General features: G+C 66.4%; 15 protein-coding genes. 6 read left to right on the top strand and 9 right to left on the bottom strand.

Annotated features, from left to right (window positions below):
- Window positions 1–42: 42 nt before the first annotated feature.
- Together ACSQ9E_RS15510 and ACSQ9E_RS15505 are read right to left on the bottom strand one after the other, a co-directional pair.
- Window positions 43–579, bottom strand: a complete 537-nt coding sequence (locus tag ACSQ9E_RS15510) for a GNAT family N-acetyltransferase (RefSeq protein WP_369819429.1) — start codon at window positions 577–579, stop codon at window positions 43–45.
- Window positions 580–617: 38 nt separating this feature from the next.
- Window positions 618–1,019 (bottom strand): hypothetical protein, encoded by a 402-nt coding sequence (locus ACSQ9E_RS15505; protein ID WP_057199782.1) that lies wholly within the window; start codon window positions 1,017–1,019, stop codon window positions 618–620.
- 228 nt (window positions 1,020–1,247) lie between these two features.
- Between ACSQ9E_RS15505 and ACSQ9E_RS15500 the strand changes: the two genes are divergently transcribed.
- Entirely contained in the window at window positions 1,248–1,991 is a 744-nt protein-coding gene (locus ACSQ9E_RS15500; protein ID WP_436218371.1) for a TerC family protein, read from the top strand.
- A 51-nt stretch (window positions 1,992–2,042) separates the two neighbouring features.
- On the opposite strand, the gene ACSQ9E_RS15495 is transcribed toward ACSQ9E_RS15500, so the two are convergent.
- The 7 genes from ACSQ9E_RS15495 to ACSQ9E_RS15465 form a co-directional block, all read right to left on the bottom strand.
- The gene (locus ACSQ9E_RS15495) at window positions 2,043–3,041 is read right to left on the bottom strand and encodes a J domain-containing protein (protein ID WP_436218370.1); all 999 of its coding nucleotides are present in this window, start codon (window positions 3,039–3,041) and stop codon (window positions 2,043–2,045) included.
- A gap of 195 nt (window positions 3,042–3,236) precedes the next feature.
- Window positions 3,237–3,500, bottom strand: a complete 264-nt coding sequence (locus ACSQ9E_RS15490; protein ID WP_057267334.1) for a hypothetical protein — start codon at window positions 3,498–3,500, stop codon at window positions 3,237–3,239.
- Window positions 3,501–3,509: 9 nt separating this feature from the next.
- Window positions 3,510–4,265: a hypothetical protein gene (locus ACSQ9E_RS15485; RefSeq protein WP_436218369.1), complete on the bottom strand. Its 756-nt coding sequence runs from the start codon at window positions 4,263–4,265 to the stop codon at window positions 3,510–3,512.
- 29 nt (window positions 4,266–4,294) lie between these two features.
- Window positions 4,295–4,699, bottom strand: coding sequence for a DUF4345 domain-containing protein (locus ACSQ9E_RS15480; RefSeq protein ID WP_436177979.1), 405 nt, complete (start codon window positions 4,697–4,699; stop codon window positions 4,295–4,297).
- A 129-nt stretch (window positions 4,700–4,828) separates the two neighbouring features.
- Window positions 4,829–9,055 (bottom strand): DUF4347 domain-containing protein, encoded by a 4,227-nt coding sequence (locus ACSQ9E_RS15475; RefSeq protein WP_436218368.1) that lies wholly within the window; start codon window positions 9,053–9,055, stop codon window positions 4,829–4,831.
- A 226-nt stretch (window positions 9,056–9,281) separates the two neighbouring features.
- Entirely contained in the window at window positions 9,282–17,702 is an 8,421-nt protein-coding gene (locus ACSQ9E_RS15470; protein WP_436218367.1) for a DUF4347 domain-containing protein, read from the bottom strand.
- A gap of 578 nt (window positions 17,703–18,280) precedes the next feature.
- A complete protein-coding gene (locus ACSQ9E_RS15465; RefSeq protein WP_436218366.1) occupies window positions 18,281–19,120 on the bottom strand; it encodes a sulfotransferase family protein in 840 nt (279 codons plus the stop codon).
- Window positions 19,121–19,281: 161 nt separating this feature from the next.
- Between ACSQ9E_RS15465 and ACSQ9E_RS15460 the strand changes: the two genes are divergently transcribed.
- From ACSQ9E_RS15460 to ACSQ9E_RS15440, 5 genes are read left to right on the top strand one after another with little or no spacing between them, the layout of a single operon-like run.
- Window positions 19,282–21,600, top strand: a complete 2,319-nt coding sequence (locus ACSQ9E_RS15460) for a portal protein (RefSeq protein WP_436218365.1) — start codon at window positions 19,282–19,284, stop codon at window positions 21,598–21,600.
- A complete protein-coding gene (locus ACSQ9E_RS15455; protein WP_436218364.1) occupies window positions 21,597–21,833 on the top strand; it encodes a hypothetical protein in 237 nt (78 codons plus the stop codon). The genes ACSQ9E_RS15460 and ACSQ9E_RS15455 overlap by 4 nt, the downstream gene beginning before the upstream one ends.
- A 2-nt stretch (window positions 21,834–21,835) precedes the next feature.
- Window positions 21,836–23,275: a hypothetical protein gene (locus ACSQ9E_RS15450; protein WP_436218363.1), complete on the top strand. Its 1,440-nt coding sequence runs from the start codon at window positions 21,836–21,838 to the stop codon at window positions 23,273–23,275.
- Window positions 23,272–23,724 (top strand): hypothetical protein, encoded by a 453-nt coding sequence (locus ACSQ9E_RS15445; protein ID WP_428001212.1) that lies wholly within the window; start codon window positions 23,272–23,274, stop codon window positions 23,722–23,724. Before ACSQ9E_RS15450 ends, ACSQ9E_RS15445 begins: the two co-directional genes overlap by 4 nt.
- A gap of 3 nt (window positions 23,725–23,727) precedes the next feature.
- Complete coding sequence (locus ACSQ9E_RS15440; protein ID WP_428001211.1) at window positions 23,728–24,645, top strand: hypothetical protein; 918 nt, start codon at window positions 23,728–23,730, stop codon at window positions 24,643–24,645.
- The last annotated feature ends 4 nt before the right edge of the window (window positions 24,646–24,649 follow it).

Raw genomic sequence — 24,649 nt, 5'->3', positions numbered from 1 at the left:
TACCCCATTGACCGCAGGCGGACTGGGGCCTTGCACGCCGGCCTACCTGGCCACGATGGCCCAGCGCTCGTGGTCGCGCCAGCGGCCGCCGATCTTGAGGTACTTTGGCGAGTAGCCTTCTTGCGTGAACCCGCAGGACCGCACCAGTGCCAGCGAGGCGGCGTTGCCAGGCTGGATGTTGGCCTCCAGCCGGTGCAGCTTGAGCGTGCGAAAGGCATGCCGAACGGCCAGGGTGAGCCCTTCGCGCATCAGGCCCTGGCGCTCGTAACCCGCAAAGGCGTAGTAGCCGAGGTAGCCGCTGCAGAACGGTCCCATCACCATGTTGGTGATGTTGACCACGCCCGCCAGCTCCAGCGAGCCGGCGCCTTGCCGCACGACCAGCAGGCCGCAGTTGCCGGGCGTCTGCATGCGTGCCACGTAGGCAGTGAACTGCTCGGTTGTGGCGGGCGGTGATGTCCACGGGCGGTGCAGTGCCCGGCTGGCGCGCACGGCGGCAAGGAATGCGGGTTGGTGCATGGCCTGCACGGGCAGCAGGTGCACGCGGGCGGCGGTGGCTGGTGGTTTGCGGCGGGTGGTCACCTAGGGATTGTGACCCCGCCGCATGCCTTCCCTCAGGTTCAGAACTTGGTGGCCTTGATGTCCGCCTTGGCCTTGTCGTAGTCGGCCTTGGCCTGCTTCTCGCAGGCGTTCTTGGCATCACCCGTCTGGTCGTCGCACTTTTCCTTGGCGACATCGTGCGCGCCTTCGGCCTTGGCTTCGGCCACCTTGCGTGCATGGGCGGGGCTGGGCTTGTACTGCTGCTCCAGCTCGGCCTTGGCGATCTTCTCCTTCGCCTCGGCTTCTTCTTCGCAGACATCCTTGGCGTTGGCCTTGAGGGTGTCGCACTGGACCTTCTGGGATTTGTAGTCGGCTTCGATCTTTGCCTTGGCGGCCTTGTGCTGGTCGGCGGTGAGGGCGTGGGCGCCGGAGCAGGCCAGGAGGCCCGATGCAATGACTGCTGCAATGACGTTGGTCTTCATGGTGAACCTCCTTGGATGAGAGACAGTGCACTGTCGCTGTGCTGGCGCCTGTGCCACGTAGGCCATCGCTGACGAAGAAGGTCGGACGGGCCCATGGCCCGAAGCGCCTGGTCGGCCGGGCCAGCCTAAAAGGACGAAAGCCACGGCGTAAACGCTCTCGCCAAGCATGGTGCGTTTTCATCGGAGTTCATGGATGATGGAGAGACCCCGCCCAATGCCGAACTCGCCATGAATTACCTGCAAACGCTCGTTTCCGATCCTGCCGCCTGGATTGCCTTGCTCACCCTGATTGCGATGGAGGTGGTGCTGGGCATCGACAACCTGATCTTCATCTCGATCCTCACCAACAAGCTGCCGGAGAAGGACCGTGCCCGGGCGCGCAACATAGGAATCGGCGCTGCATTGGTGATGCGGCTGGCCTTGCTGGGGACCATCGCGTTCATCGTTGGGCTGACCGCAACGGTGTTCACCGTCTTCGGCAAGGGGTTCTCCTGGCGCGACATGATCCTCATCGCGGGCGGGCTCTTCCTGGTGTGGAAGGCGACCAAGGAGATCCACCACAGTGTGGACCCGGACCCCGGGCCGGATGTGTTCACGCCCCAGAGCGTGGGGCTGACGGTGCCGGCCGCCATCGGGCAGATCCTGCTGCTGGACCTGGTGTTCTCTATCGACAGCATCATCACCGCCGTGGGCATGACGGAGCACATTCCCATCATGGTGGTGGCGATCCTAGTCACTGTCGGGGTGATGCTGTTCGCCGCCACGCCGCTGGCCAATTTCATCCAGGCCAACCCGACCATCGTGATGCTGGCGCTGGGCTTTCTGCTGCTGATCGGCACCACGCTGATCGCAGAGGGCTTTGGCGCTGCCATCCCCAAGGGCTATATCTACGCGGCCATGGCGTTCTCGGCGCTGGTCGAGCTGCTCAACATGTTTTCGCGCCGCGCCAGGCAGCGCAATGCGTCCAGATGAGGGCGCCTGCGGCGGCATGCGCGCCCCCGCAGCGTCAGTTTGCCCCGCCCCTCAGAAGAAATCCGCCTCTGCCAGCTGCAGCGCACGCGGGTTGCCCTGGGGCTGCTTGTGCAGCGCCACGGTGGGGCCGGTGTCGCTGCTCGCGTTGCCCTGCTGATCCGTTGGTGCGCCGGCTTCCTGCACGGCCACGGCACTTGAGCGGGCGAGGGCGCCGGTGGCCAGGTTGCGGTAGCGCACTTCGTAGCGGCCGGCGCTGAGCTGCTCCACGGCGAAGCGGCGGAAGGCGGGCACGTACAGGTGGCGCACGGCCTGGGGCTGCATGCCGTCCAGCGACACCAGTTTGACGAACATGTCGCAATCGTTGTGGCTGTTGTCCACGGTCAGGCGTGCCGCCCCATCGGTGTTCAGCTGCGGGTAGCTGGCGAGGTAGCCGGCACTGGCGGGCCAGGGCTGGCCATTGGGGTCGGTGGCGGGGCGGTTGTAGCGCGGCACAAAGAACACGGGCACCGCGAACCCGCGCAGCGGCCCGGATGCTGCGGCGCCGATGTCGTTGTCATCGCCCAGAAAGGGCCGGGGTACCAGGGTGACCAAGGCCAGGCAGGCCACCACGGCGCCCAGGGCGTACAGGCTCCAGTTGCGCTGCAGGTGCTGCGCCAGGGCGCTGGTGGCGGGCGCATGCGCCCGGTTGCGGCGGCGGCGATGGCGGTTGCTGCCCCCGTTGATGCTGCTGCCCGATTGCAGCCCATGCGCCGTGGCGTGGCTGTAGCGCGGCGTCTCGCTGTGCATCCACAGGGGCTGGATGGAGGGGGGCGCTGTATCCACTTCGTCGTTCTGGTCCACCCACAGGTCGTGCAGCGCGCGCTGGTGGGGGTTGGAGAGCACGGCGTACGAGGTGTCGATGATGGCCATCTTGCGCGCGGCCTGGGGGTCGCCTGCGTTGTGCCCGGGGCCAAACCTGCGCACCATGGCCTGGTAGGCAGCATCGATCGCCGCCGGCGACGCATCGCGCGCCACCTTCAGGTTGTCGTAATGGGTGTGCAGCGTAGTCACGCGGGTGGCCATTGGGGTGAAGAATTTGCCGACCGTACCGGGGCTGGTGATATGAAACTACATGTTACATCGGCCGCTGTCTGTAATCCAGAGGATGCGTCTTGCAAATGCGCGCGAAAGTGATCCGCGTCACGGGAGTGCAGGCGGCGGCATATGAGCCTGCGTGCATAGGTTCCGTGCCCTTGCCCCCCGGTGTCAGTCGAAGACAGCCATGCCTTCGGCCCAGATGGTGTGGCCGGGGTGGTGCTCTGCGATGGTGAGCACGGCACCCGCCATGGCATCTGTGTCGCCGGGGTCGATGGTGTAGCTGAAGATGCTGACGTTGGCCACAGTGAGTTCGGGGCCGTGCAACTCGTCCTCGGCAAGCACGTTCGCGGTCACCCACAGCGGTGCTGTGGCGGTCAGGCCGAGAGAGAGGTAGTTTTCATATCCCTGGCGGGTATGGGCGAAGAACACCATGGGTTGATTTCAGGCAGGGTTGGAATGGCCCTGCAGTGTGCCAGCCGCGATGCCACGCCCGCCCAGGAACACCGCTACCGGTGCATCCAGCGCGAGCGGTTGCAGGGCGAAGCAGGCGGTGAGGCCCTGCAGGTCGGCGGCGCGTTCCACGCGTCGCACGAAGGGTTCGGCGATCTCGGGCTTGAGCGCGCCATGCCGGTCCAGGAACTGGCCCCACAGCGGCATATTGCGAAAGCGCTGCACGGGCACGGCGGTGGCCAAGTAGCCTGCGGGGAAGAGGCGGCGATAGGCCTCGATCTGGTAGAGCCATGAGGTGCCCAGCACGCGAACCCCTGGCGGCTCGTTGCGCTGGACCAGGTCGAAGAGGGCAGCGAGTTCTTGCGCGCGGTGCTCGCGGCGGGAGGCCGCCAGGGGTGACTGCCCCGATGCGTCGGAGTTGTGGAAGTGCAGCCGGATATGGCCGGGGCCCGCCAGGACGTACGCAAAGCAGCCCACGCTGGCGGCCGCAGGAGCGGGAATGTCGTGCGCCCGGCGGCCTTGGTAGAAATGCCAGGTCCAATTCTGGTTGGCTGTGCAGGACGAGGCCAGGCCACAGAGGTAGGCCTGCCATACCGGGTGCGTGGCATCGAATTCACGCCCCATGCCCCAGCGCACATACAGGTTGGTGTAGTCGAGAAGGGCCTGGGCCAAGGGCATGCCCGCCAATGTCGCCACGCGGTGTGCGAAGCGAAGCTGCAGGTCGAAAAAGGCCTTGCCCAATTGCACGGACAGCAGGTGCGCGGGCGGCCGGCTCTTCAGGCCGACGGCCTGGGGTTGCGGTGTGCCAGGGCCAGGATGATGGGCACGACCAGCTCGGGCACCAGGTAGCCGATCCAGGCAGCAGCCGGCTCGGGCAGGCCCACCTGGCTCATCGAGACCAGGCGCCCCACGGCGGCCATCGCCACGCCCAGAGCGATCAGGTAGACCAGCGTGCCCTGCTGGCGGATGGTGACGGCGGTCCATGCGGAGATGAAGCCCATCGACAGGTACACGCCCGCCATGAAGCGGTGCACGTTGTCCAGCCGGGGTGTGGTGTCGGGCTGGCCGAGGAACATCTGCAGCGTGCCGCCGAAGATGGAGATGGCGGCGACGAGGAAGAGGCAGACCTGCACCACGCGCTGGCGGCCGGTGATGGGGGATTGCGGTGGGCTGGGTGGCATGGCGGTTCCCGGTGGGTGGGCCGAGGCGCATGCCAGGGTTGCTGCATGCTAACGCCGGGGCGACCAGTTTGGCAAAGCATGTTTGGCATGCATTGGTCCACTGAATCCGAGAGTCAGGTCCCTTCGCCCTCAGGCGAATTCAAGCCCCTTGCTCGTGAGGCCCACCAGGTCGATGCGCACGGCCGTAGCATCCAGGTTGGCCGCCATCACCACTACCTCATTGAACGAAACCCCGCTGGCCATCAGGTCGGTGATCAGCTTGAGCTCGGCCTGCGTGCCCGCGCGGCCCACCACGTTGGTCCACAAGAGCTGCGCGACTTGGTTGGGCGTTTGCACGCCCAAGGCCTGCAGGCCGATGCCTGCGATGGTCTGGCTGGTGGCGCCAGCGTCCAGCAGGCGGATCACCTCGCCCACCACGCCCTTGTTGGTCAGCAGTGCTGGGCCGCCCAGGGCACCGAGCAGCTTGGCTGCCTGGCCGGCGTTGCCGGCGAGGTCCAGCGCCAGCTTGGTGTCGCTGAAAGTGACGCGTTCGACCTGCGTCACATCGAGCATGGCCCCATCGGTCAGGCGCTGCAGCGTGTAGTTGCCATTGCCATTGGCCTGCACATGGGTCTGGCCCAGTGTGGCAGGGATCACCACCGTGTCGGTGCCTGCACCGCCATCCACATACCGGGCCAGGCCCAATGTGGGGCTGATGGTGTTGTTGCCCGCATTGCCCGTGACGGTGACCTCGCGGATGGCATCCACGCGCACGGCGCCTGCGGCGTTCATTCCCTCCAGCAACTGCGCTGGCGTCTTGCCCGCGCTTTGCTGCGGGAAGAACTGGGCAAACAAGGTGGCCACCTCCAGCGCCGACGTGCTGGTGAAGGGTTGGATGATGGCCCCCTCGCCCTGCGTGAGATCGCGCCCCAGCCACTTCTGGAACAGGAAGGCGGCAGCCTCCTCGGCGGCACTGTGCGCCACGGTGAGGCTTGGGCCCGTCGCAAAGCGCACCTGCTCCACATCGACCAGCCAGTCGGAGACGCCCGAGGCGGTATGGGTCAGCTTGATGCCATTGGCTTCGAGCACCACCGTGTAATCTGCGCGCGAGCCTTCCTGCACGGCCACATCGAAGCCCGTGCCGCCATTGAGTTTGTCGCTGCCCGTGCCGCCCGAGAGCAGGTCGTTGCCCGCACCGCCGAAGACGATGTCGTCGCCCGCATCGCCGTAGACCTGGTCGTCACCGGCCTCGCTGCCCACGGTGTCGTTGCCGGCGCCGCCGTGGAGGGTGTCGTTGCCCGGGCCGAGCACGATCCACTGGGCGGCACTGTCGCCGACGGCCATGTTCGGGCCGGCACCGCCGATGGTGCGCACGGCACCGACGATGGCCACGAACTCCACGTTGTCCACATGGATCACGGTGCCCGCGGGCAGGGCGCTGGCGTCGATGATGATGGCCTGCTTGCCGTCACCGGCTGCGGCGCCGCCGTTGATCACCAGGGGCACATTGGGGTTGAAGCCTGCGCCGGTGATGGGTTTGATGGTCTGCACCACCAGCGATTCGCTGGAGCCCAGGGTCCCCAGGAAGTCCTGCGCCTGGGGGGTCAGGTCGGAGTTGCTGCCCGCCGCAGAATCGATGCGCTTGAGGAGCTCGGCCTGTGCGGCAGAGCCTGTGGTGCCGACGGACTGCCCCACGGCCGTGACGCCCATGCCCACGGGGATGCTGACGGACACCAGTGCGTGGCCGTCGGCGGCCTTGACGATGGGGATGTCGGCCAGCGGGCTGCCCGAGCCGGCCGTTTCGGGCCGGTTGCTGGCGACCACGGGTACCGTGGTGGTGGTGGTGCCGTCAGGCGCCGTGGTGATGATGACCGGCGTTCCATCCACGGTGTTCGATGCAGGCGGCGTGCCCCCGACCGTGATCGCGTTGCCGGTGAGGTCGGCGATCACCACGGTCGCATCGGCACCGGCGTTCCAGTCTTCGGCAAAGGCGATGTTGTAGGTGGTCTTGTCGGTGGCGCTGGTGCCGGTCTTGTCCAGCAACTGGTTCACGAAGGCCTTGTCGGAGGCGCTCAGCGTGAGGCTGAAGGTGGTGGCGCTGGTGGTGTCCACGTTGGGGGTGTCGGTCAGCACATAGGTGCCGCCGCCCTTGCCGGTGAAGGTGAGCTTGTTGGCCACGATGTCGTTGGCGGTGCCGGCCTTGCCCAGCAGGTTGGTGCCCGTGACCACCAGCACCCCGGTGCCCACGTCGTAGGTGGCGCTGGTGACTGTGGGTACGGCGACGTTGCTCACGGTGATGGCATTGCCCGTGAGGTCGGCCACCACCGATGCGGCATCCGCCCCGGCGGCCCAGTCCTCGCCGGCGGCCAGGTTGTAGGTGGTGCCACTGGTGGAGCCGGTGCCGTTCTTGTTGACCAGCAGGTTCAAGGCCGCACGGTCGGCCGTGCTGAGCGTCAGGGTGAAGGCGGTGGCGCTGGTGATCTCCACGTTGGCGGTGGTGGTCAGCGTGTACTGTGCGTCGCCCTCGCCGGTGAAGGTGAACTTGTTGGCGACGATGTCGTTGGCGGCCCCCGCCAGGGCGGTGAAGCCGGTGCCGGTGACCACCAGGGCGCCGCTGGTGGCGTTGTAGGTGGCGCTGGTGATGGTGGGCGCCGGCCCCGGGATGGATACCGTGACGGCATTGCCCGTGAGGTCGGCGATGTTGCCGCCCGTGACCACGCTGTTCCAGTCATCGGCTGCGGCCAGGTTGTAGACGGTGCCGCCCGTGGAGCTGCTTCCGACCTTGTTGAGCAGCGCCTCCACCGCGGCGATGTCGGCGCCCGAGAGGGTTACGGCAAAGCTGGTGGCCGACGTGACCTCGACGTTGGCCGAGGTGGTCAGCATGCGGGTGGCGCCGCCTTCGCCGGTGAGTGTCAGCTTGTTGACCGTGACGTCGTTGGTGGCCCCGTCGGCCTTGACCAGGTTGGTGCCCGTGACGGTGAGGACATGGGAGCTGGTGTTGTAGGTGGCGCTGGTGATGGTGGGGGCGGCCACGCCGGAGACGGCGACGGCGTTGCCGGTGGCATCGGCGGCGGCCGCCGACTGCCAGCCCGCCGCTGCCGCCAGGTTGAAGACGCTGGCGTCCACCGCCGCGACGCCGTTGCTGTTGAGCAGGCCGTTGACGTTGAGCATGTCCACCGCGTTGAGGGTGACCGAAAAGGCGGTGGCGCTGCTGGCGTTGACGTTGCTGCTGGTCAGCGTGTAGCTGGCGCCGCCCTGGCCGGCGAGGGCGAGCTTGCCGACATCGACATTGCCGCCGCTGGCGAGGTTGGTGCCTGTGACGGACAGAATCCCGGTCGATGCGTTGTAGGTGGCGCCGGTGATGGCGGCGAGCGATACGACTGCTGCCTCGAAATCCAGGTCATCAAGGGCCAGGGAGAGGTTCGTTCCCGCGAAGGTGAAACCGGTGATGTTCTGGAAGCTGGTGTTGGCCGAGGTATTGATGTTCTGCTGCAGGATGGTCGCGCCGCTGCTGGCGTAGGTCAGGGCCGATCCAACGTCGGGGGTGACGGTGATGTTGCCATCTGCCGCTGCACCGAAACTCAGGCCATTGAGCCGGAAGGCGCTGCCGTCGGCAGCCTCGACCTTGATGCTGGAAATGCCCGAGACGTTGGTCCGGTCGAAGCGCAGAAAGTAGTCGCCCGCGTCGTTGCCGAGCGCCGACAGGGTGCTGTCGTTGGAAACCCGGTTGGTGTAGCTGCCGGTGCCCGTGATCGTGTACTTGATCCCATCCAGCGTGAAGCTGGCCGTGGAGAAGTTGGTGACGCCATTGGAGTCGTAATTTTCGTCGGCGGGCACGGCCAGCACTGCGGCATAGGAGGCAGGGCCCACCAGCGCGGGGGTTTGCACGGTGCCGTGCTGCCGCCCGAGCACCCAGTCGCCGCCCAGCTGCGGCGATCCGGTGAGCGTGGTGGATGCCGCCACGTTGGCCCCGAACAGGTCGGACAGCGTGCGCAGCAATGCGGCCCCTTGCCGGCCCGCGCCGGAGTGGCAACCGTAGAGCAGCACGTCGCCATCGTCGGCAAGCGCGCTTCCCATGGCGCGCAGCAGGTCGGCATGCCCGGCGGCGCTGGCGGCATCCAGCACCGTGGTGCCCCAGTGCAGCCGGCCATGGCTGCCGTGGCTGAGCACATGCAGGGCGCCGATGCCACTGCGCCCCTGCAGGTGCGCGGCCATCTGCGCCAGGCCGTCGCACATGCCGTCGAGCACCACGACCTCGGCGCCCTGCGGGGCCGAGGTCGCCAGCGCAGCCCCATCGTGCAGGTCGTTGAAGATGAAGACCACCTGCACGGGGCCGTGAGCGCTTGTGGGATGGGTGAGGTCGATAGGGTAGGCCATGCTGATTGCATCCTCGTTCTGGCGGCCAGGAGACCGCATGCCTGCGGCATCAGAGCTCCATGGGGGACCGGATACCTGCGCGGGCGTCCGGCTTGGGGGCGTGCGGCACAGCGGCATGGGCTGGAGAAGCCCAGGATGTGATCGGCCGCGACCATTCTTTCTACCAGAAAGCAAGCGGCAGGGCGATGTGTTTATTGTTTGGGGCGCTTTGGCGTCCCCGTCGCCATCAGGCGAACTCGATCCCCTTGGCCGCCAGCCCCACCAGATCAATCCGCACCGCGTTCAGCTCCAGATTCGCCGCCATCACCGTCAGCTCGGAGGCTGATACCCCCCCAGCCATGATGTCGGTCAGCAGCTTGAGTTCGCTGTCCGTACCCGCCCGGCCCACCACATTCGTCCACAGCGTCTGCGCAATCTGCGTGGGCGTGCTCGCTCCCAGCAACTGCAGCCCCAGCCCCGCAATGGTCTGGCTGCTGGCCCCGGCATCCAGCAGGCGGATCACCTCGCCCACCACGCCCTTGTTGGTGAGCAAAGCCGGCCCGCCCAGGGCACCCAGCAGCTTGGCCGCTTCGCCCGCATGGCCGTTCAGGTCCAAGGCCAGCCTAGTGTCATTGAACGTGACCCGCTCCACCCGCGTCACATCCAGCATCGCCCCATCGGTCAGGCGCTGCAGGGTGAAGCTGCCATTGTTCTGGGACTGCACATAGGTCTGTGAGAGGGTGGCCGGGATGACCACGGTGTCGATGCCCGCCCCTCCATCCACATACCGCGCCAGGCCCAGCGTCGGGCTGATCGTGTTGTTGCCTGCATCGCCGGTCACAGTGATATCGCGCACGGCATCCACGCGCACGGCTCCCGCTGCACCCATGCCTTCCAGCAGTTGGGCAGGCGTCTTGCCCGCACTCTGCTCGGGGAAGACCTGGGCGAACAGCGTGGCCACTTCCAGCGCCGTCTTGCCCGTCAGGCTCTGGATGATGGCCCCCTCGCCCTGGTTCAGATCGCGCCCCAGCCACTTCTGGAACAGGTAGGCACCCGCTTCTTCGGCGGCGCTGTGCGCCACCGTCAGGCTTGGGCCCGTCGCAAAGCGCACCTGCTCCACATCCACCAGCCAGTCGGAGACGCCACTGGCGGTATGGGTCAGCTTGATGCCTGCGCCTTCGAGAGTCACGGTGTAGTCGGCGCGTGTGCCCTCCTGGATCGCCACGTCAAAGCCCGTGCCCCCATTCAGGCGGTCACTGCCGGTGCCGCCCGAGAGCAGGTCATTGCCCGCGCCGCCAAACACGATGTCGTCCCCGGCATCGCCAAAGACCTGGTCATCGCCGGCCTCGCTGCCGACCACATCGTTGCCGCCACCGCCGTGGATGATGTCGTCATCGGGGCCCAGCACGATCCATTGGGCACCGCTGTCGCCGCTGGCCGCGTTCTGGCCGGCGCCGCCGATCAGGCGCACATTGCCCACCACGGCGATGAACTCGATGTTGTCCACCTGGATCACCGTGCCCGAAGGCAGGGAGCGGGCATCCAGGATCACGGCCTGCTTGCCGTCGGCGGGGTTGTTGCTGCCATTGATCACCAGGGGCTGGGTGCCGTCGTAGCCGGCACCGATGGTGGGTTTGAGGATCTGCACCGACAGCGGTTCATTGGGATTGAGGGTGGCATAGAACACCTGGCCGGCGTTGGTCAGCTCGGGGTTGTTGCCGGTGACCCGCTCGATGCGGAACCCCAGTTCTGCCAGGGCGGCGGAGCCCATGGTCGTGGTGGTCAGGCCCTCGGCCTGCAGCCCCACCCCGGTGGGCACGCTGACCGAGACGATGGGGGTGCCGCTGGGCGAGGTGACCAAGGGGATGTCGGCCAGCGGAGAGGGTGTGCCAGGGGTATCGGGCCGGGTGGGCAGCACCACCGGGATGGTGATGATGGTGGAGCCGCCGGGGCCCGGTTCGGTGATGACAGGCACGCCGTCGATGGGGGTGCCGGCGGGTGGGGTGCCGCCACCGTCCGAGGGGAAGCCGCTGGCGGTGACCGCATTGCCCGTGAGATCGGCGATCACCACGGCCGCGTCGGCCCCGGCGTTCCAGTCTTCTGCCAGGGCAATGTTGTAGGTGGTGCCGCCGTTGGAGGCGGTGCCCTCCTTGTTGAGCAGCAGGTTCACGGCGGTCTTGTCGGTGGCGCTCAGCGTCAGGGTGAAGCTGGTGGAGCTGGCGATGTCGGCGTCCGGGGTATCGGTCAGCGTGTAGGTGCCCCCGGCCTGGCCGGTGAAGGTCAGCTTGTTGGCGACGATGTCGTTGGCAGCGCCCGCCCGGCCCAGCAGCCCGGTGCCGGTGACCACCAGCACCCCGGTGCCCACGTTGTAGGTGGCGCTGGTGACGGTGGGCACGGCCACGCTGGCCACGGTGATGCCATTGCCCGTGAGGTCGGCCAGCACCACGGCGGCATCCGCCCCGGCAGCCCAGTCCTCGGCCGCAGCCAGGTTGTAGGTGGTGCCGCTGGTAGAACTGGTGCCGTTCTTGTTGGCGATGGCGCGCACGGCTGCCTGGTCGACCGGGCTCAGGATCAGCGTGAACGACGTGGCGCTGGTGATGTCCACATTGGCGGTGGTGGTCAGCGTGTAGGTGGCGTTGCCCTCGCCGGTCAGGGTGAACTTGCTCGCAACGATGTCATTGGCAGGTCCCGCCTTGGAGCCCAAGCCCGTGCCGGTGACCACCAGTGCCCCCGTGGCCACGTTGTAGGTGGCGCTGGTGATGGTGGGCACGGGCACGTTCGAGACCGTGATGGCATTGCCGGTGAGATCGGCAATGTCGCCGCCGGTGACCACGCTGTTCCAGTCGTCGGCCGCAGCCAGGTTGTAGGTGGTGCCGCTGGTGGAGGTGGTGCCGTTCTTGTTGAACAGCGCCTCGACGGCAGCGACGTCGGCGCCGGCCAGGGTCACGGCAAAGCTGGTGGCCGAGAGCACCTCCACATTGCCGGTGGTGGACAGGGTGCGGGCCACACCGCCTTCGCCGGTGATGGTCAGGGCCGCGACGGTGACGTCGTTCGTCGCCCCCAGGGTCTGGACCAGGTTGGTGCCGGTGACCGTGAGGATGTGGGTGGTGACGTCGTAGGTGGCCGAGGTGATGGTGGGTGCCGAGACATTCGACACGGTCACCGCGTTGCCCGTCAGGTCTGCACCCGAGGTGGTCGTCGCATCCCAGCTGGCGGCGGCGGCCAGGTTGAAGGTGGTGGCGTCTGCGGCCGTGGTGCCGGCCTTGTTCAGCAGGCCGCCCACGGCCAGCTTGTCTGCGGCATTGAGCGTGACCGAGAACGCCGTGGCGCTGGCAGCGGCGACGTTGCCACTGGTCAGGGTGTAGGAGCCCCCGCCCTGGCCGACGACCGACAGCTTGCTCACATCGATGGTGTCGCCACCGACGATGTTCACGGCCGATACCGAGAGGATGCCGGTGGCGGCATCGTAGGCGGACGAGAGGATGCTCGGGGCGGCGTTGGCAACGGTGATGCCGTTGCCCGTGAGGTCGGCGATGTTGCCGCCGGTGATGACGCTGTTCCAGTCATCGGCAGCAGCGATGTTGTAGGTGGTGGCGCTGCTGGCCGAAGAAGTACCGTTCTTGTTGAGCAGCGAGGCGACGCCGGCGATGTCCGCACCGGCGAGGGTGACGGTGAAGCTGGTGGCCGATGTGACCTCCACATTGCCGGAGGTGGACAGGGTGTAGGTGGCACCGCCTTCGCCGGTGATGGTGAGCTTGTTGACGGTGACGTCGTTGGGGGCGCCGATGGTCTTGACCAGGCCGGTGCCGGTGACCACCAGGGTATTGGTGGTGCCGTCGTAGGTGGCCGAGGTGACGGTGGGGGCGGCTACGTTGGAGACGATGACACTGTTGCCCGTGAGATCGGCGCTGGACGTGGTGGTCGCATCCCAGCTGGCGGCAGCGGCCAGGTTGAACACCGTGGTGTCCACCGCAGAGGTGCCGTTGGTGTTCAGGATGCCATTGATGGCCAGCTTGTCGGCGGCGTTCAGCGTGACCGCAAAGGCCGTGGAGCTGCTGGCCGTGACGTTGGCCGTGGTCAGGGTGTAGCTGCCGGTCTGGCCGGTGAGGGACAGTTTGGACACATCGATGGTGTCGCCACCGACGATGTTCAGGGCCGAGACGGTGAGGATGCCGGTGGCAGCGTCGTAGGTGGCACTGGCAATGCTGGGCGCTGCGTTGGAGACCGTGATGCTATTACCCGTGAGGTCGGCAATGCTGCCACCGGTGATGACACTGTTCCAGTCGTCGGCCGCCGCCAGGTTGTAGGCGGTGGCACCTGCCGAAGAAGTACCGTTCTTGTTGAGCAGGGCATCGACCGCCGCGATATCGGCACCCGCCACGGTGAAGGTGAAGCTGGTGGCAGATGTGACTTCCACATTGCCGGTGGTGGACAGGGTGCGCGTGGCGCCACCCTCTCCGATGATCGTTAGCTTGTTGATCGTGACATCGTTGGTGGCGCCAATCGTCTTGACCAGGCCCGTGCCGGTGACAGTGAAGACATGGGTCGTGCCGTCGTAAGTGGCAGACGTGATGGTGGGGGCTGCGACGTTGCTGACCGTGACGCCATTGCCCGTGAGGTCGGCACTCGACGTGGTGGTCGCATCCCAGTTGGCCGCAGCGGCCAAGTTGAAGGTGGTGGTGTCCACCGCCGTAGTGCCGTTGGTGTTCAGGATGCCGTTGATGGCCAGCTTGTCTGCGGCATTCAGGGTGACCGAGAACGCCGTGGAGCTGCTGGCCGTGACGTTGGCCGTGGTCAGGGTGTAGCTGCCTGCCTGGCCTGTGAGGGACAGCTTGGTCACATCAATGGTGTCTCCACCGACGATGTTCAGGGCCGAGACCGAGAGGATGCCGGTGGCCGCATCGTAGGTAGACGAGAGGATGCTCGGCGCAGCGTTGGAGACCGTGATGGCGTTCGTCGCATCCGCGATATTGCCACCTGTGACCACGCTGTTCCAATCGTCGGCAGCCGCCAGGTTGTAGGTGGTGGCACCTGCAGAAGACGTTCCGTTCTTGTTGAGCAGGGAGTCCACTGCCGCAATGTCGGCGCCGGCCAGGGTGAAGGTGAAGCTGGTGGCCGAGGTGACCTCCACATTGCCCGTGGTGGACAGGGTGCGGGTGGCACCCCCTTCGCCGGTGATGGTCAGGGTGGACACCGTGACGTCGTTGGTGGCACCGATGGTCTTGACCAGGTTGGTGCCGGTGACAGTGAAGACATGGGTCGTGCCGTCGTAGGTGGCACTGGTGATGGTGGGGGCAGCGACATTCGATACCGTGACCGCATTGCCGGTGAGATCGGCACTGGACGTGGTGGTCTGGTCCCAGTTGGCGGCAGCGGCCAGGTTGAAGGTGGTGGTATCCACCGCCGAGGTGCCGGTCTTGTTCAGGATGCCGTTGATGGCCAGCTTGTCTGCGGCATTGAGCGTGACCGAGAAAGCGGTGGCGCTGCTGGCCGTGACGTTGGCGGTAGTCAGCGTGTAGCTGCCGCCCTGGCCGGTGAGGGACAGCTTGGAGACGTCGATGGTGTCGCCGCCGACGATGTTCAGGGCCGAGACGGTGAGGATGCCGGTGGCAGCGTCGTAGGTGGCACTGGCAATGCTGGGCGCTGCGTTGGAGACCGTGATGCTATTACCCGTGAGGTCGGCAATGCTGCCACCGGTGATGACACTGTTCCAGTCGTCGGCCGCCGCCAGGTTGTAGGCGGTGGCACCTGCCGAAGAAGTACCGTTCTTGTTGAGCAGGGCATCGACCGCCGCGATATCGGCACCCGCCACGGTGAAGGTGAAGCTGGTGGCAGATGTGACTTCCACATTGCCGGTGGTGGACAGGGTGCGCGTGGCGCCACCCTCTCCGATGATCGTTAGCTTGTTGATCGTGACATCGTTGGTGGCGCCAATCGTCTTGACCAGGCCCGTGCCGGTGACAGTGAAGACATGGGTCGTGCCGTCGTAAGTGGCAGACGTGATGGTGGGGGCTGCGACGTTGCTGACCGTGACGCCATTGCCCGTGAGGTCGGCACTCGACGTGGTGGTCGCATCCCAGTTGGCCGCAGCGGCCAAGTTGAAGGTGGTGGTGTCCACCGCCGTAGTGCCGTTGGTGTTCAGGATGCCGTTGATGGCCAGCTTGTCTGCGGCATTCAGGGTGACCGAGAACGCCGTGGAGCTGCTGGCCGTGACGTTGGCCGTGGTCAGGGTGTAGCTGCCTGCCTGGCCTGTGAGGGACAGCTTGGTCACATCAATGGTGTCTCCACCGACGATGTTCAGGGCCGAGACCGAGAGGATGCCGGTGGCCGCATCGTAGGTAGACGAGAGGATGCTCGGCGCAGCGTTGGAGACCGTGATGGCGTTCGTCGCATCCGCGATATTGCCACCTGTGACCACGCTGTTCCAATCGTCGGCAGCCGCCAGGTTGTAGGTGGTGGCACCTGCAGAAGACGTTCCGTTCTTGTTGAGCAGGGAGTCCACTGCCGCAATGTCGGCGCCGGCCAGGGTGAAGGTGAAGCTGGTGGCCGAGGTGACCTCCACATTGCCCGTGGTGGACAGGGTGCGGGTGGCACCCCCTTCGCCGGTGATGGTCAGGGTGGACACCGTGACGTCGTTGGTGGCTCCTAGGGTCTTGACCAGGCCCGTGCCGGTGACGGTGAAGACGTGGGTGGTGCCATCGTAGGTGGCGCTGGTGATGGTGGGGGCGGTGACGTTGGAGACAGTCACGGCGTTTCCGGTGAGGTCGGCCGGGGCGGACGCAGTGGTATCCCAATTGGCCGCGCCGGCCAGGTTGAAGGTGGTGGCACCAACCGAGGCTGTGCCATTGTTGTTCAGCACGCCATTGACGGCCAGCTTGTCTGCGGCGTTCAAGGTGACGGAGAACGCCGTGGCGCTGGTGGCCGTGACGTTGGTGCTTGTCAGGGCGTAGGTGCCTCCTTGGCCGGTGAGGCTGAGCTTGGTCACATCGATGGTGTCGCCGGTGGTCATGCTGGCGCCGGTAACCATCAGGGTGCCGGCGCTGGCATCGTAAGCAGCACTGGTGATGGTCGGCGGAATGGGCGTTATCGTGCCCAGATTTGTATTTGCAGTCGCCCCTACTACGCCATCGGAGCCACCACCTGCAATACCACCCGCCCCACCGCCGCCTTTGTTGTTTGTCGCCAGCGAACTTGATGACGCGGCATCCATTTGCAAGGTCCCGGTGGACCAGATACCACCAACACCGTTGCCACCGGCACCACCGTTGGCGGTACCGTGCCCGGCAGTGCTGCCACCACCGCCACCACCGCCAGCACCAATGTTGTTGGTGATGGACGTGGTTAAAAAAGTGATCGTTCCGCTGTTGAAAACACCGCCAACAGCGTTGCCACCACGCCCGCCGGCGGCATCGTACCCAGCTCCACCCCCACCGCCGCCTATCTTCAGCGTGCCACCTGCATTGGCGGAACCCCCTGTGCCGCCAAATGAATAGCCGCCATAGTTTGCACCTAGTCCGCCCACTGTCGATCCGCCGCGGCCTCCCAGGAAGTCGCCACCTTTGACGTAGCCGCCCCCGTGTCCACCGATGCCAGCGCTCGGTCCCGCTTGGATGTTTCCGCCAAAGTTATTCCCGCTGGCACCCCCAAATGTGGTCCCGTAGCCGCCGCCACCACCACCGGCGCCTGCTCCGCTGCCGTTGAAGAGGTTGCCACCAGCACCGCCGCCACCTGCTGCTTTGTTGCCGGTAATGGTGCTGTTGGTAATGGTCAGGGTGCCTGCATTGGAGATGCCTGCCCCGAGCGAGTCACCACCTGCGCCCCCCGCACCTGCTGCGCGGTCGCCACCGGCGCCGGTCACAAAGCCATTGGTAATGGTCAGGTTGTCAATCGATATTTCGCTGCCTGCCCCGCTCGTTGTCGTGTTCAACACCTGCGCAACGTTGTTGCCGCTCAATGTGAACCCGCCGCCGACGATGGACATCGTTTTACCGTCTGTCACGTTGATGGCGATGGTGTCGGCCGCACTGGCGAAGGTGATATTGCCCGTGAGCGTGATGACGTCATTGGAGCCGTCGGTGTTGCCGGTGGTGATTGCAGCCTTGAGCTGCGCCACAGTGCTGACGCTGGCCGTATGCAGGCTGTATTCATAGCCTGCCAGTGCCTGCACATTCAGTGCTACGGGCGCTTCGACCTGGCCTGTGGACACCTCCAGATCCCAGTCTCCTGCCTTGCCGGAGCCGCCAGTCGAATCATTGGACGCAGCTACGTCCGCCCCGGTGGCGTCAGACAGGGCTTGCATGAATTGCGCGCCTACCTCACCCGCTCCCACATCGCAGCCGTACAGCTGGAGGTCACCATCGGGCCCCAGTGCTGCGCCGATTGCCTGCAACTCGGTCTGGTGCTGTTCGATGTTGCCTGTGAACAAAGGCCCATTGCCCAGTAACAGAACGCCCTTGTCGCCATGCGAGACGACACTGATGGATGTCAGGCCGTGCTCGCCTTCCAACGCCTTGGCCATCTGGGACACACCGCTTTCGCTCGCACTGAGCACCACCACCTTCACACCCGGCTGTGCGGCCGCGATGATGGACTGGAGGTCGGGCACCCGGCTGTCGATGAAGACGATTTGGTGCGTGGCCGTGTCGGTGGTGTGGGACGTGTTGGTCATGGTGCTGATCCGGTTAAATCGGTGTGTTCGCAGCAGGTCTGTTGCGTGGGTTGACTGGCACGCACTGCTGGCGGCACGAGTGAACGAGAGCGGTCGCCGTGGTAAGTGGAGCCAGGCGCCAACCACTGGGGCTGCGGGTCAATGAAGGGGTGGCTGGCTGCATGGCAGTGGGGAGTTGCACACACAGACCGGCCCCTGTTCAACACGGGCCGAACGCAAGCGGTGCGGGCGCGTGGCAACCCGCATGGCGGCGTGGGCCGCTTGATGCGTGCAGGGTCGAGGCGTCTGTTGCGTTCATTCCATGACAAGGCTTGCAGCCGAAAATCCCCTTATTGAGGCGACGGTTGAAAGTAAGTGAAAGGAATGTGAGGGTCAACAAAAAAGCTGCCATGTGGCAGCCCTCGTAACATCTTGATTCCATTCAGTGCGGCCCGCTGCCGCCGCAGGCCGCAGAGCAGAGGCCAAGGCGGTGTTGGCCATGCGCAGCGTTGGCGATAGCTGTATGACAGCGCTGCGCCGCAGGCTGGCAATGCCATTGAACGCCGCCGATCCGCGCAGCCAGGTGGCTGCACTGCCTGCTACGTTGCCTTGGCCGTGATCACGCTGGCGCGGCTGTTCGCCTGGTCGTGCCAGAACGACAGCTTGCCGTACTGCTCGAACAGGTCGGGCGGCAGAATGGTCTCGCGCCGCTCCAGGCCCACGGTGGGGCGCACCTTGTGCAGGCCGTGCAGGCCCAGGGCCTCGTCGAAGTCGGGGGCGTCGTACTGAACTTTCTCGAAGTTGTGCTCGAAGGCCGGCTCCTGCAAAAACTGGTAGATCAGCGGCAGCACCTTGTGCGGGGCCTGGGCCAGCAGGTCGTAGTCCACCAGCAGCAGCGAGGCGGCATGCTCGCCGTAGAACGCCTCTTTGAGCGCAGTCCAGGGGTAGCCGACCATGCGGTTGCGCTGGGCCAGGGTGTCCACGCGGCTGTAGACGGTGTTGCGCTCGGTGTCGTCGTTGAACAGGCGGGTGATCTCGAAGGGGTTGGCGCGGTAGCGCCGCTCGATGCTGTCCATGACCCAGGCCACGTTGCGCACGCAGGCGATCAGCTTGGCGCCTGGGAACATCTCCATGAGGGCGGGCATCTGCGCGCTCCACATGCGGTTGGTGTCGAAGATGACCTCCTTCTCGCCCGCCTGGTCCGCGTAGTAGCTGTCGAACAGGCCGCGCGCCAGGCGGTGGCGCTGCGCGCGGGTGACCACCGGGCCGAACTCGCTGCCCGCGCCCAGCTGGTTGAGCATGCCGCGAAACAGACCGCCCACGGGGCTGCTCATGCCGGCATGAAAGCGCGGGTTCTGCAGCAGCAGGGCCGACAACAGCGTGGAGCCCGAGCGGGGCAGGCCGGTGATGAAATGGTAGCGGGGAGAGCCAGTGGTCATTGGGATGAAGTGCGGGCAGTAAGAAGAACAGGGCAATCGGTCGGCGCCTGCGCATACTGTATCGCCTTGCATGCCCATGGCGCCAGGCGCGGGGCTTGCGCGCAAACCTGCATATATGCCGCGCGTTGTTCGCGCGCTACCGCCCCGCAACACTGCGGTGCATGCGCAATCCACCGTTTTCCCATCCCTCTTTTGCCGTGGCCGATGGCCTGACGAGCCAGGCCGCCGATGACATTGCCGCCCTGGTCGCCAGCGGCGCCATGGGCGCCGACGAAGTGCTGGCCCTGCTGGCCGAGGCGAGCGAGGCCGATGCCGCGCAGCAGCGCATCGATGACGAGGAGTTCGCCGCGCAACAGCGCCGCGAGGCCGAGGCCCGCGCCGTGCGCGTGGGCGCCCTGGGCCGGCGGCTGCTCACCCTGGCGCAGGAGCAGGTGCAGCAGCGCCAGGTGATCGAGGAGCGCTGGTACAAGGACGTGCGCCAGTTCAACGGGCAGTACGACCCGGGCATGTTCGGTGATGAGGGAGAGTACGGCAGCCGGGTCTTTGTGCCGCTGACACGCCGGCTGTGCGGGCTGGTGGAGGCGCGGCTCTTTGACATGCTGTTCCCCAGCGAAGAGCGCAACTACGTGATCGAGCCCACGCCCGTGCCCGACCTGGACGAGGCCCTGGACCTGGCCGGGCAGCTGCCCCCCGATACGCCCATGCAGTCGCCCGAGGGGCCGATGCTGACGGCCGGTGGCATACAGCAGGCGATTGGCCAGATGGTGGACGAGGCGGCCAAGCGCTGCGACGCGATGCAGCGCGAGATCGACGACCAACTGGCCGAGTGCAGCTACCCGCGCCATGCGCGCGATGTGATCCACGATGCGGTGCTGTACGGCACGGGCGTGCTCAAGGGGCCGGTGCCGATGTTTCGCACCACAAAGCGCTGGGCGCGCCAGGGCGATGGGGCGTATGTGATGAGCCTTGCGCGCAAGCCGCTGCCGCAGGCGGCGCGGGTGGACCTGTGGAACTTTTTCCCCGACATGAGCAGCACGCACATCCGCGAAGCGGAGTTCGTGTTCGAGCGCCACTACCTCACGCGCCAGGAGGCGGCCGACCTGCAGGACATGCCCGACGTGGACGCCGATGCACTGCGCCGCATGCTGGGCGCCGAGCCGACCACGCCCACCAACAACTACCGCGAGCGGCTGCGCGCCATCAGCGGCGCCAGCGGCGCCAAGGACCGGCGCTATGAGGTGTGGGAGTACCACGGCCCCATCACCGCGCAGGACCTGATCGACTGCGGCTGCGCGGTGGAAGATGACCCGCTCAAGACCTACACCGGCGTGGTGTGGTTCGGCAGCCAGGGTGAGGTGCTGAAAGCGGCGCTGAACCCGCTCGATAGCAACGAGCACCCCTACAGCGTGTTCACCTGGCAGATGGACGAGGCCAGCATTTTCGGCTTTGGCATGCCGTACGAGGTGCGCGACAACCAGGAGAGCGCCAACAGCGCGTTTCGCGCCATGCACGACAACATGGGCCTGTGCGTGCTGCCCCAGGTGGTGGTGGACGACCAGGCCATCGAGCCGGTGGATGGCTCGTGGCGCATGGCGCCGGGCAAGTTCTGGCGCAACAAGCGCCCGGGCTCGGACGCGCGCCAGGGCATTCAGTTCATCGCCATCGATGCGCGCTTGCAGGAGCTGCAGGCCATCTTCGGCATGAGCAAGCAGCTGATCGAAGAGGTGGGCACGCTGCCCGCCTTTTTGCAGGGCACCGAGGCGCCGAGCTACATGCAGAGCGCCACGGGCGCCAGCATTGCCTACAACGCCGCCAACCTGTGGGTGCGCCGCGCGGTGCGCAACTGGGACGACGACATCGTGACGCCGCTGATCACGCGCTTTTTCGACTGGAACATGCAGTACAGCGAGAAGGCCGAGATCAAGGGCGACAGCCGCGTGCGTGCGCTGGGCATTGCCGCGCTGGTGGAGCTGGAAGGCCAGGCGCAGCGGCTGCAGGCCTTCATGCAGACGGCGCAGGCCATGGGCCTGCCGCCCAGCAACCAGATGCGGCTGATGCGCGAGTTTGCGCGCGCCTTCAAGCTCGACCCCGACCGCGTGCTGCCCACCGAGCAGGAGATCGCCCGCATGCAGCAGGCCGAGGCGCAGAAGCCCCCCGGCAAGAGCGGCCCCGACGCCGAGCGGGTGGCCCAGCAGCGCGAGCAGGCCGCGATGGATGGCGAGCTGGAGAAGGCCCGCCTGCAGCTGCGCCGCGACGAGGCCATGGCCCAGCGCGAGCTGGCCCAGCAGCGCATGGCGCTGGACGCGGCCACCGCCGCGGCGCGCGAGCGCACAGGCCAGACCGAGGCCCAGCGGCGCCAGGCCTTTGAGGTGAAAAAGACCCGCGCCGTGCTGGCCGACCGCCAGGCCGACCGCGACAGCAAGGCGCAGATGTTGAACGCCGAAATGCAGTTCGCCGCCCAGACGGGGAGGGGGGTATGAGCTGGATGGAGCAGATCAACCCCGCCACCGCCGTGTGGCGAGGTGTGCAGACCTATGTAGCGGAGCGTATCGCCGAGCTGATCACCGTGTGCACCACGGTGCGTTCCACCGACGCCGAGATCCGCGCCGCACAGGCCGCCATCCAGGAGCTGCAGGCCCTGCTGGCCCTGCCAGGCCGCATTGCCCTGCAGGCGCAGCAGCGCGGCACCACCGACCGCAGCAAAGGATATTGACCATGGCAGAGTACACGCAGGATCACGTCAACGCAGCCTATGCGACCGAGCGGGCCAACGGCGCGTCGGACGAGGACCTGGCACGCATCGGCAAATCGCTGGGCGTCACCGACGCGCAGTTCAACCTGGCCAGCCAGGCCTGGGGCGCAGCGCCGTCGCCAGCCCCGGCACCCTCGTATGCGCCATCGCCGGCACCCGCCGCCGCCCCCACCGGCTGGGAGGGCGGGCGCGACCTCACGGCCGACGAGATCAACACCGGCAAGCAGTGGTCGGTGGGCAAGACCAGCCAGGAAGTCGCCGCACAGGCCCAGGGCCTGGGCCTCACGCAAAAGCAGTTCGGGCAACTCTACGGCTGGTCGGCCGAGGACTCGGCCATCGGCGGCTATGGCACCGCAGGTGGGCTGGAGAAGCCCTATTACGACTACACCTACGACGCCCAGAAGGGCTGGACCAAAGACGCCAAGAAGCCGCCCACCACCGGCATCAACCTGTCGCAGCTGCAGGGCATGACGCGCTGGGACGTGGCGCCCAACGAGACGGTGCGCAGCCAGTTGCAGCAGATCATTGCGGACGACAGCCCGCTGATGCAGCAGGCCCGCGCCCGCGCGCTGCAGACGGCCAACACGCGCGGCCTGCTCAACAGCTCGATGGCGTTGACGGCGGCCGACTCGGCCCTGTACGACGCGGCCATGCCGATTGCCCAGCAGGACGCCAGCACCTATGCCCGCGCAGGCGAGTTCAACGCCGGCCAGGCCAACACCTTTGCGCGCGACAACAATGCCTTTGTGCGCGACGCCACCATGGCCGACTTCAACGTGCAGGCCAACGAATGGGCGGCGCAGCAGCAGTTCGACCGCGAGTACCGGATGCTGGACCGCCAGCAGCAGCTGACGCTGGAGCGCGACGCGGTGCAGAACGGCTACCAGTCGGCGCGCGACCAGTTTGCGGCGCAGACCCAGATGTCCATTGCGCAGCTGGATGCGGCCTCGCGCGCGGCGGCGATCCAGCCCGACACCAGCATGGCGCGGCTGCAGATGCAGCTCAACCACGACGACCGCAACCAGCAAAACCAGACCGACGCGAATGACCGCGCGACGCTGAACAACCTGCGATCCGACTACGCCGCCAAGATCTTCCAGATCAACACCGCCGACCTTTCCCCGGAAAAGGCAGACCGCGCCATCTCTGACCTGGCTGCGACCTACAACCCGCAATTGACCGCCTTGTCCAACCGGCTGGGCTACAACCCGGACAGCTGGATCATCAAGACGGAGGCGAGGGCGAACACGTCTGCTGATGCTTCCAGGCCGTCTAACCCGTATGCAGACGCCGACACAGGTGGAAATGGCACTGGTGGCGCACCAGGTGGATCCAGTGGAGCCAGTGGGCCTAGTGGGCCTAGTGGGCCTAGTGGCAATGACGGTAACGCGGCAAGCCCATGACTACCGCCATCATCCGCCGCGCCACCCGCGACGACCTGCCCGGCCTGGTGGCGCTGGCCTTGCGCGAGCACGCCGCCAGCCGCATGGCAGACCAGCCTATCGAAATGGCCCAGGTGCAGGCTTCCTTTCTGGGGGTCATCCACAACCTGGCCGGCGCGGTGTTCGTCAGCGAAGAGGGCGGCGCGCTGCGCGGCCTGATCGCGGGCATCGTGCAGCCCGGCCTTTTCAACCGCCGGCAGACCGCCTACGAACTGCTCTGGTACGCCGAGGACGGCTCGGGCCTGCGCCTGCTGGCAGCGCTGCAGGACTGGGCCACGCGCATGCGGGCTGTGCAGTTCGTGGTGCACGACTACGCCGGCATCGCCGATCCGGCACGTTTCAACAAGGTCATGGCCCGCCGCGGCTTTGGCGTCATGGGCACAGCCTACGTGTCCGCACTGGAGAGCTGATCCATGGCCATCATCGTCCCCATTCTCTTGAGCTACACGGGCGCTGCGGCCGCCATTGGCACCGCCGTTGGTATCTCCGCCACTGCGGTGACCGCCATTGCGTCGGTGGCTTTCCAGGTGTCCGGAATCAACAACAAGATCAACCAGGCCGCCGCCAAGGTGTTCGGGGAGGATCTGGTGATGATCGCCAACGTCGCAGGGGCGGTGTACGGGGCTGTCAATGGTGGGTTCGGTGGTGGCGGCGGGGAGGCAGCGGGGCTGACCGAGGCCGGAGGCGCATTGAGCACGAAAGCGATGCTGGACGGCACCAATGCCTTCGGGGTCAATTCGGCAATAGGGGCCTTTGACCTGGCGGACACGGCGGGTGCCCTGGGCAGCGCGACGGATGCATCCTCCCTCTGGGCCACGAACGGCATGGATGCCGCCGACAACGCCTTCAATCTGGCGAACAAAGCGGCAGGAGGCGGGCTCGTTTCTGACGGGGTGGGGGTCAATCTCCTCAATCCTGAGGCGCCCATGCAGGTGGATGCCAAGCCTGCTTTCAATGCGACGTCGTCGGCGGCCGATGAGCTTGCCAATCGATCCCAGGGAGCGAGTTCCTCCTTTCAGAGCGGTGCTGCCAGCCAGACGGCAGCTGCGCAGAACGCCTCCGGGATGAAGGCTTCGTCGGGCCAGCAGCTCAAGGCAGGCGACATCACCAAAGGCGTTGAGGCGCCGAAGACGCCGGCCGTGAACACGGCAGCCACCAAGCCGGGCAGCTTCTTCGACAAGCTGCTCAGCAACGACAAGGCCGCGGGCGAAGTGATCAAGGGCGTGGGCGCTGGCATCAGCGGCGCGGCCAACGCCAAGGCCGAGGAAAAAAAGCTGGCATGGCAGAAGCAGCGCTACAGCTACACCCCCACCACCCGCATCGTGCAGTAAAGGA

It is taken from the genome of Acidovorax sp. LjRoot118, assembly GCF_964253575.1.
Lineage (GTDB): Bacteria > Pseudomonadota > Gammaproteobacteria > Burkholderiales > Burkholderiaceae_C > Acidovorax.
Note: the sequence above shows the minus strand (reverse complement) of the source record. Positions and strands in the feature narration are given on the sequence as shown.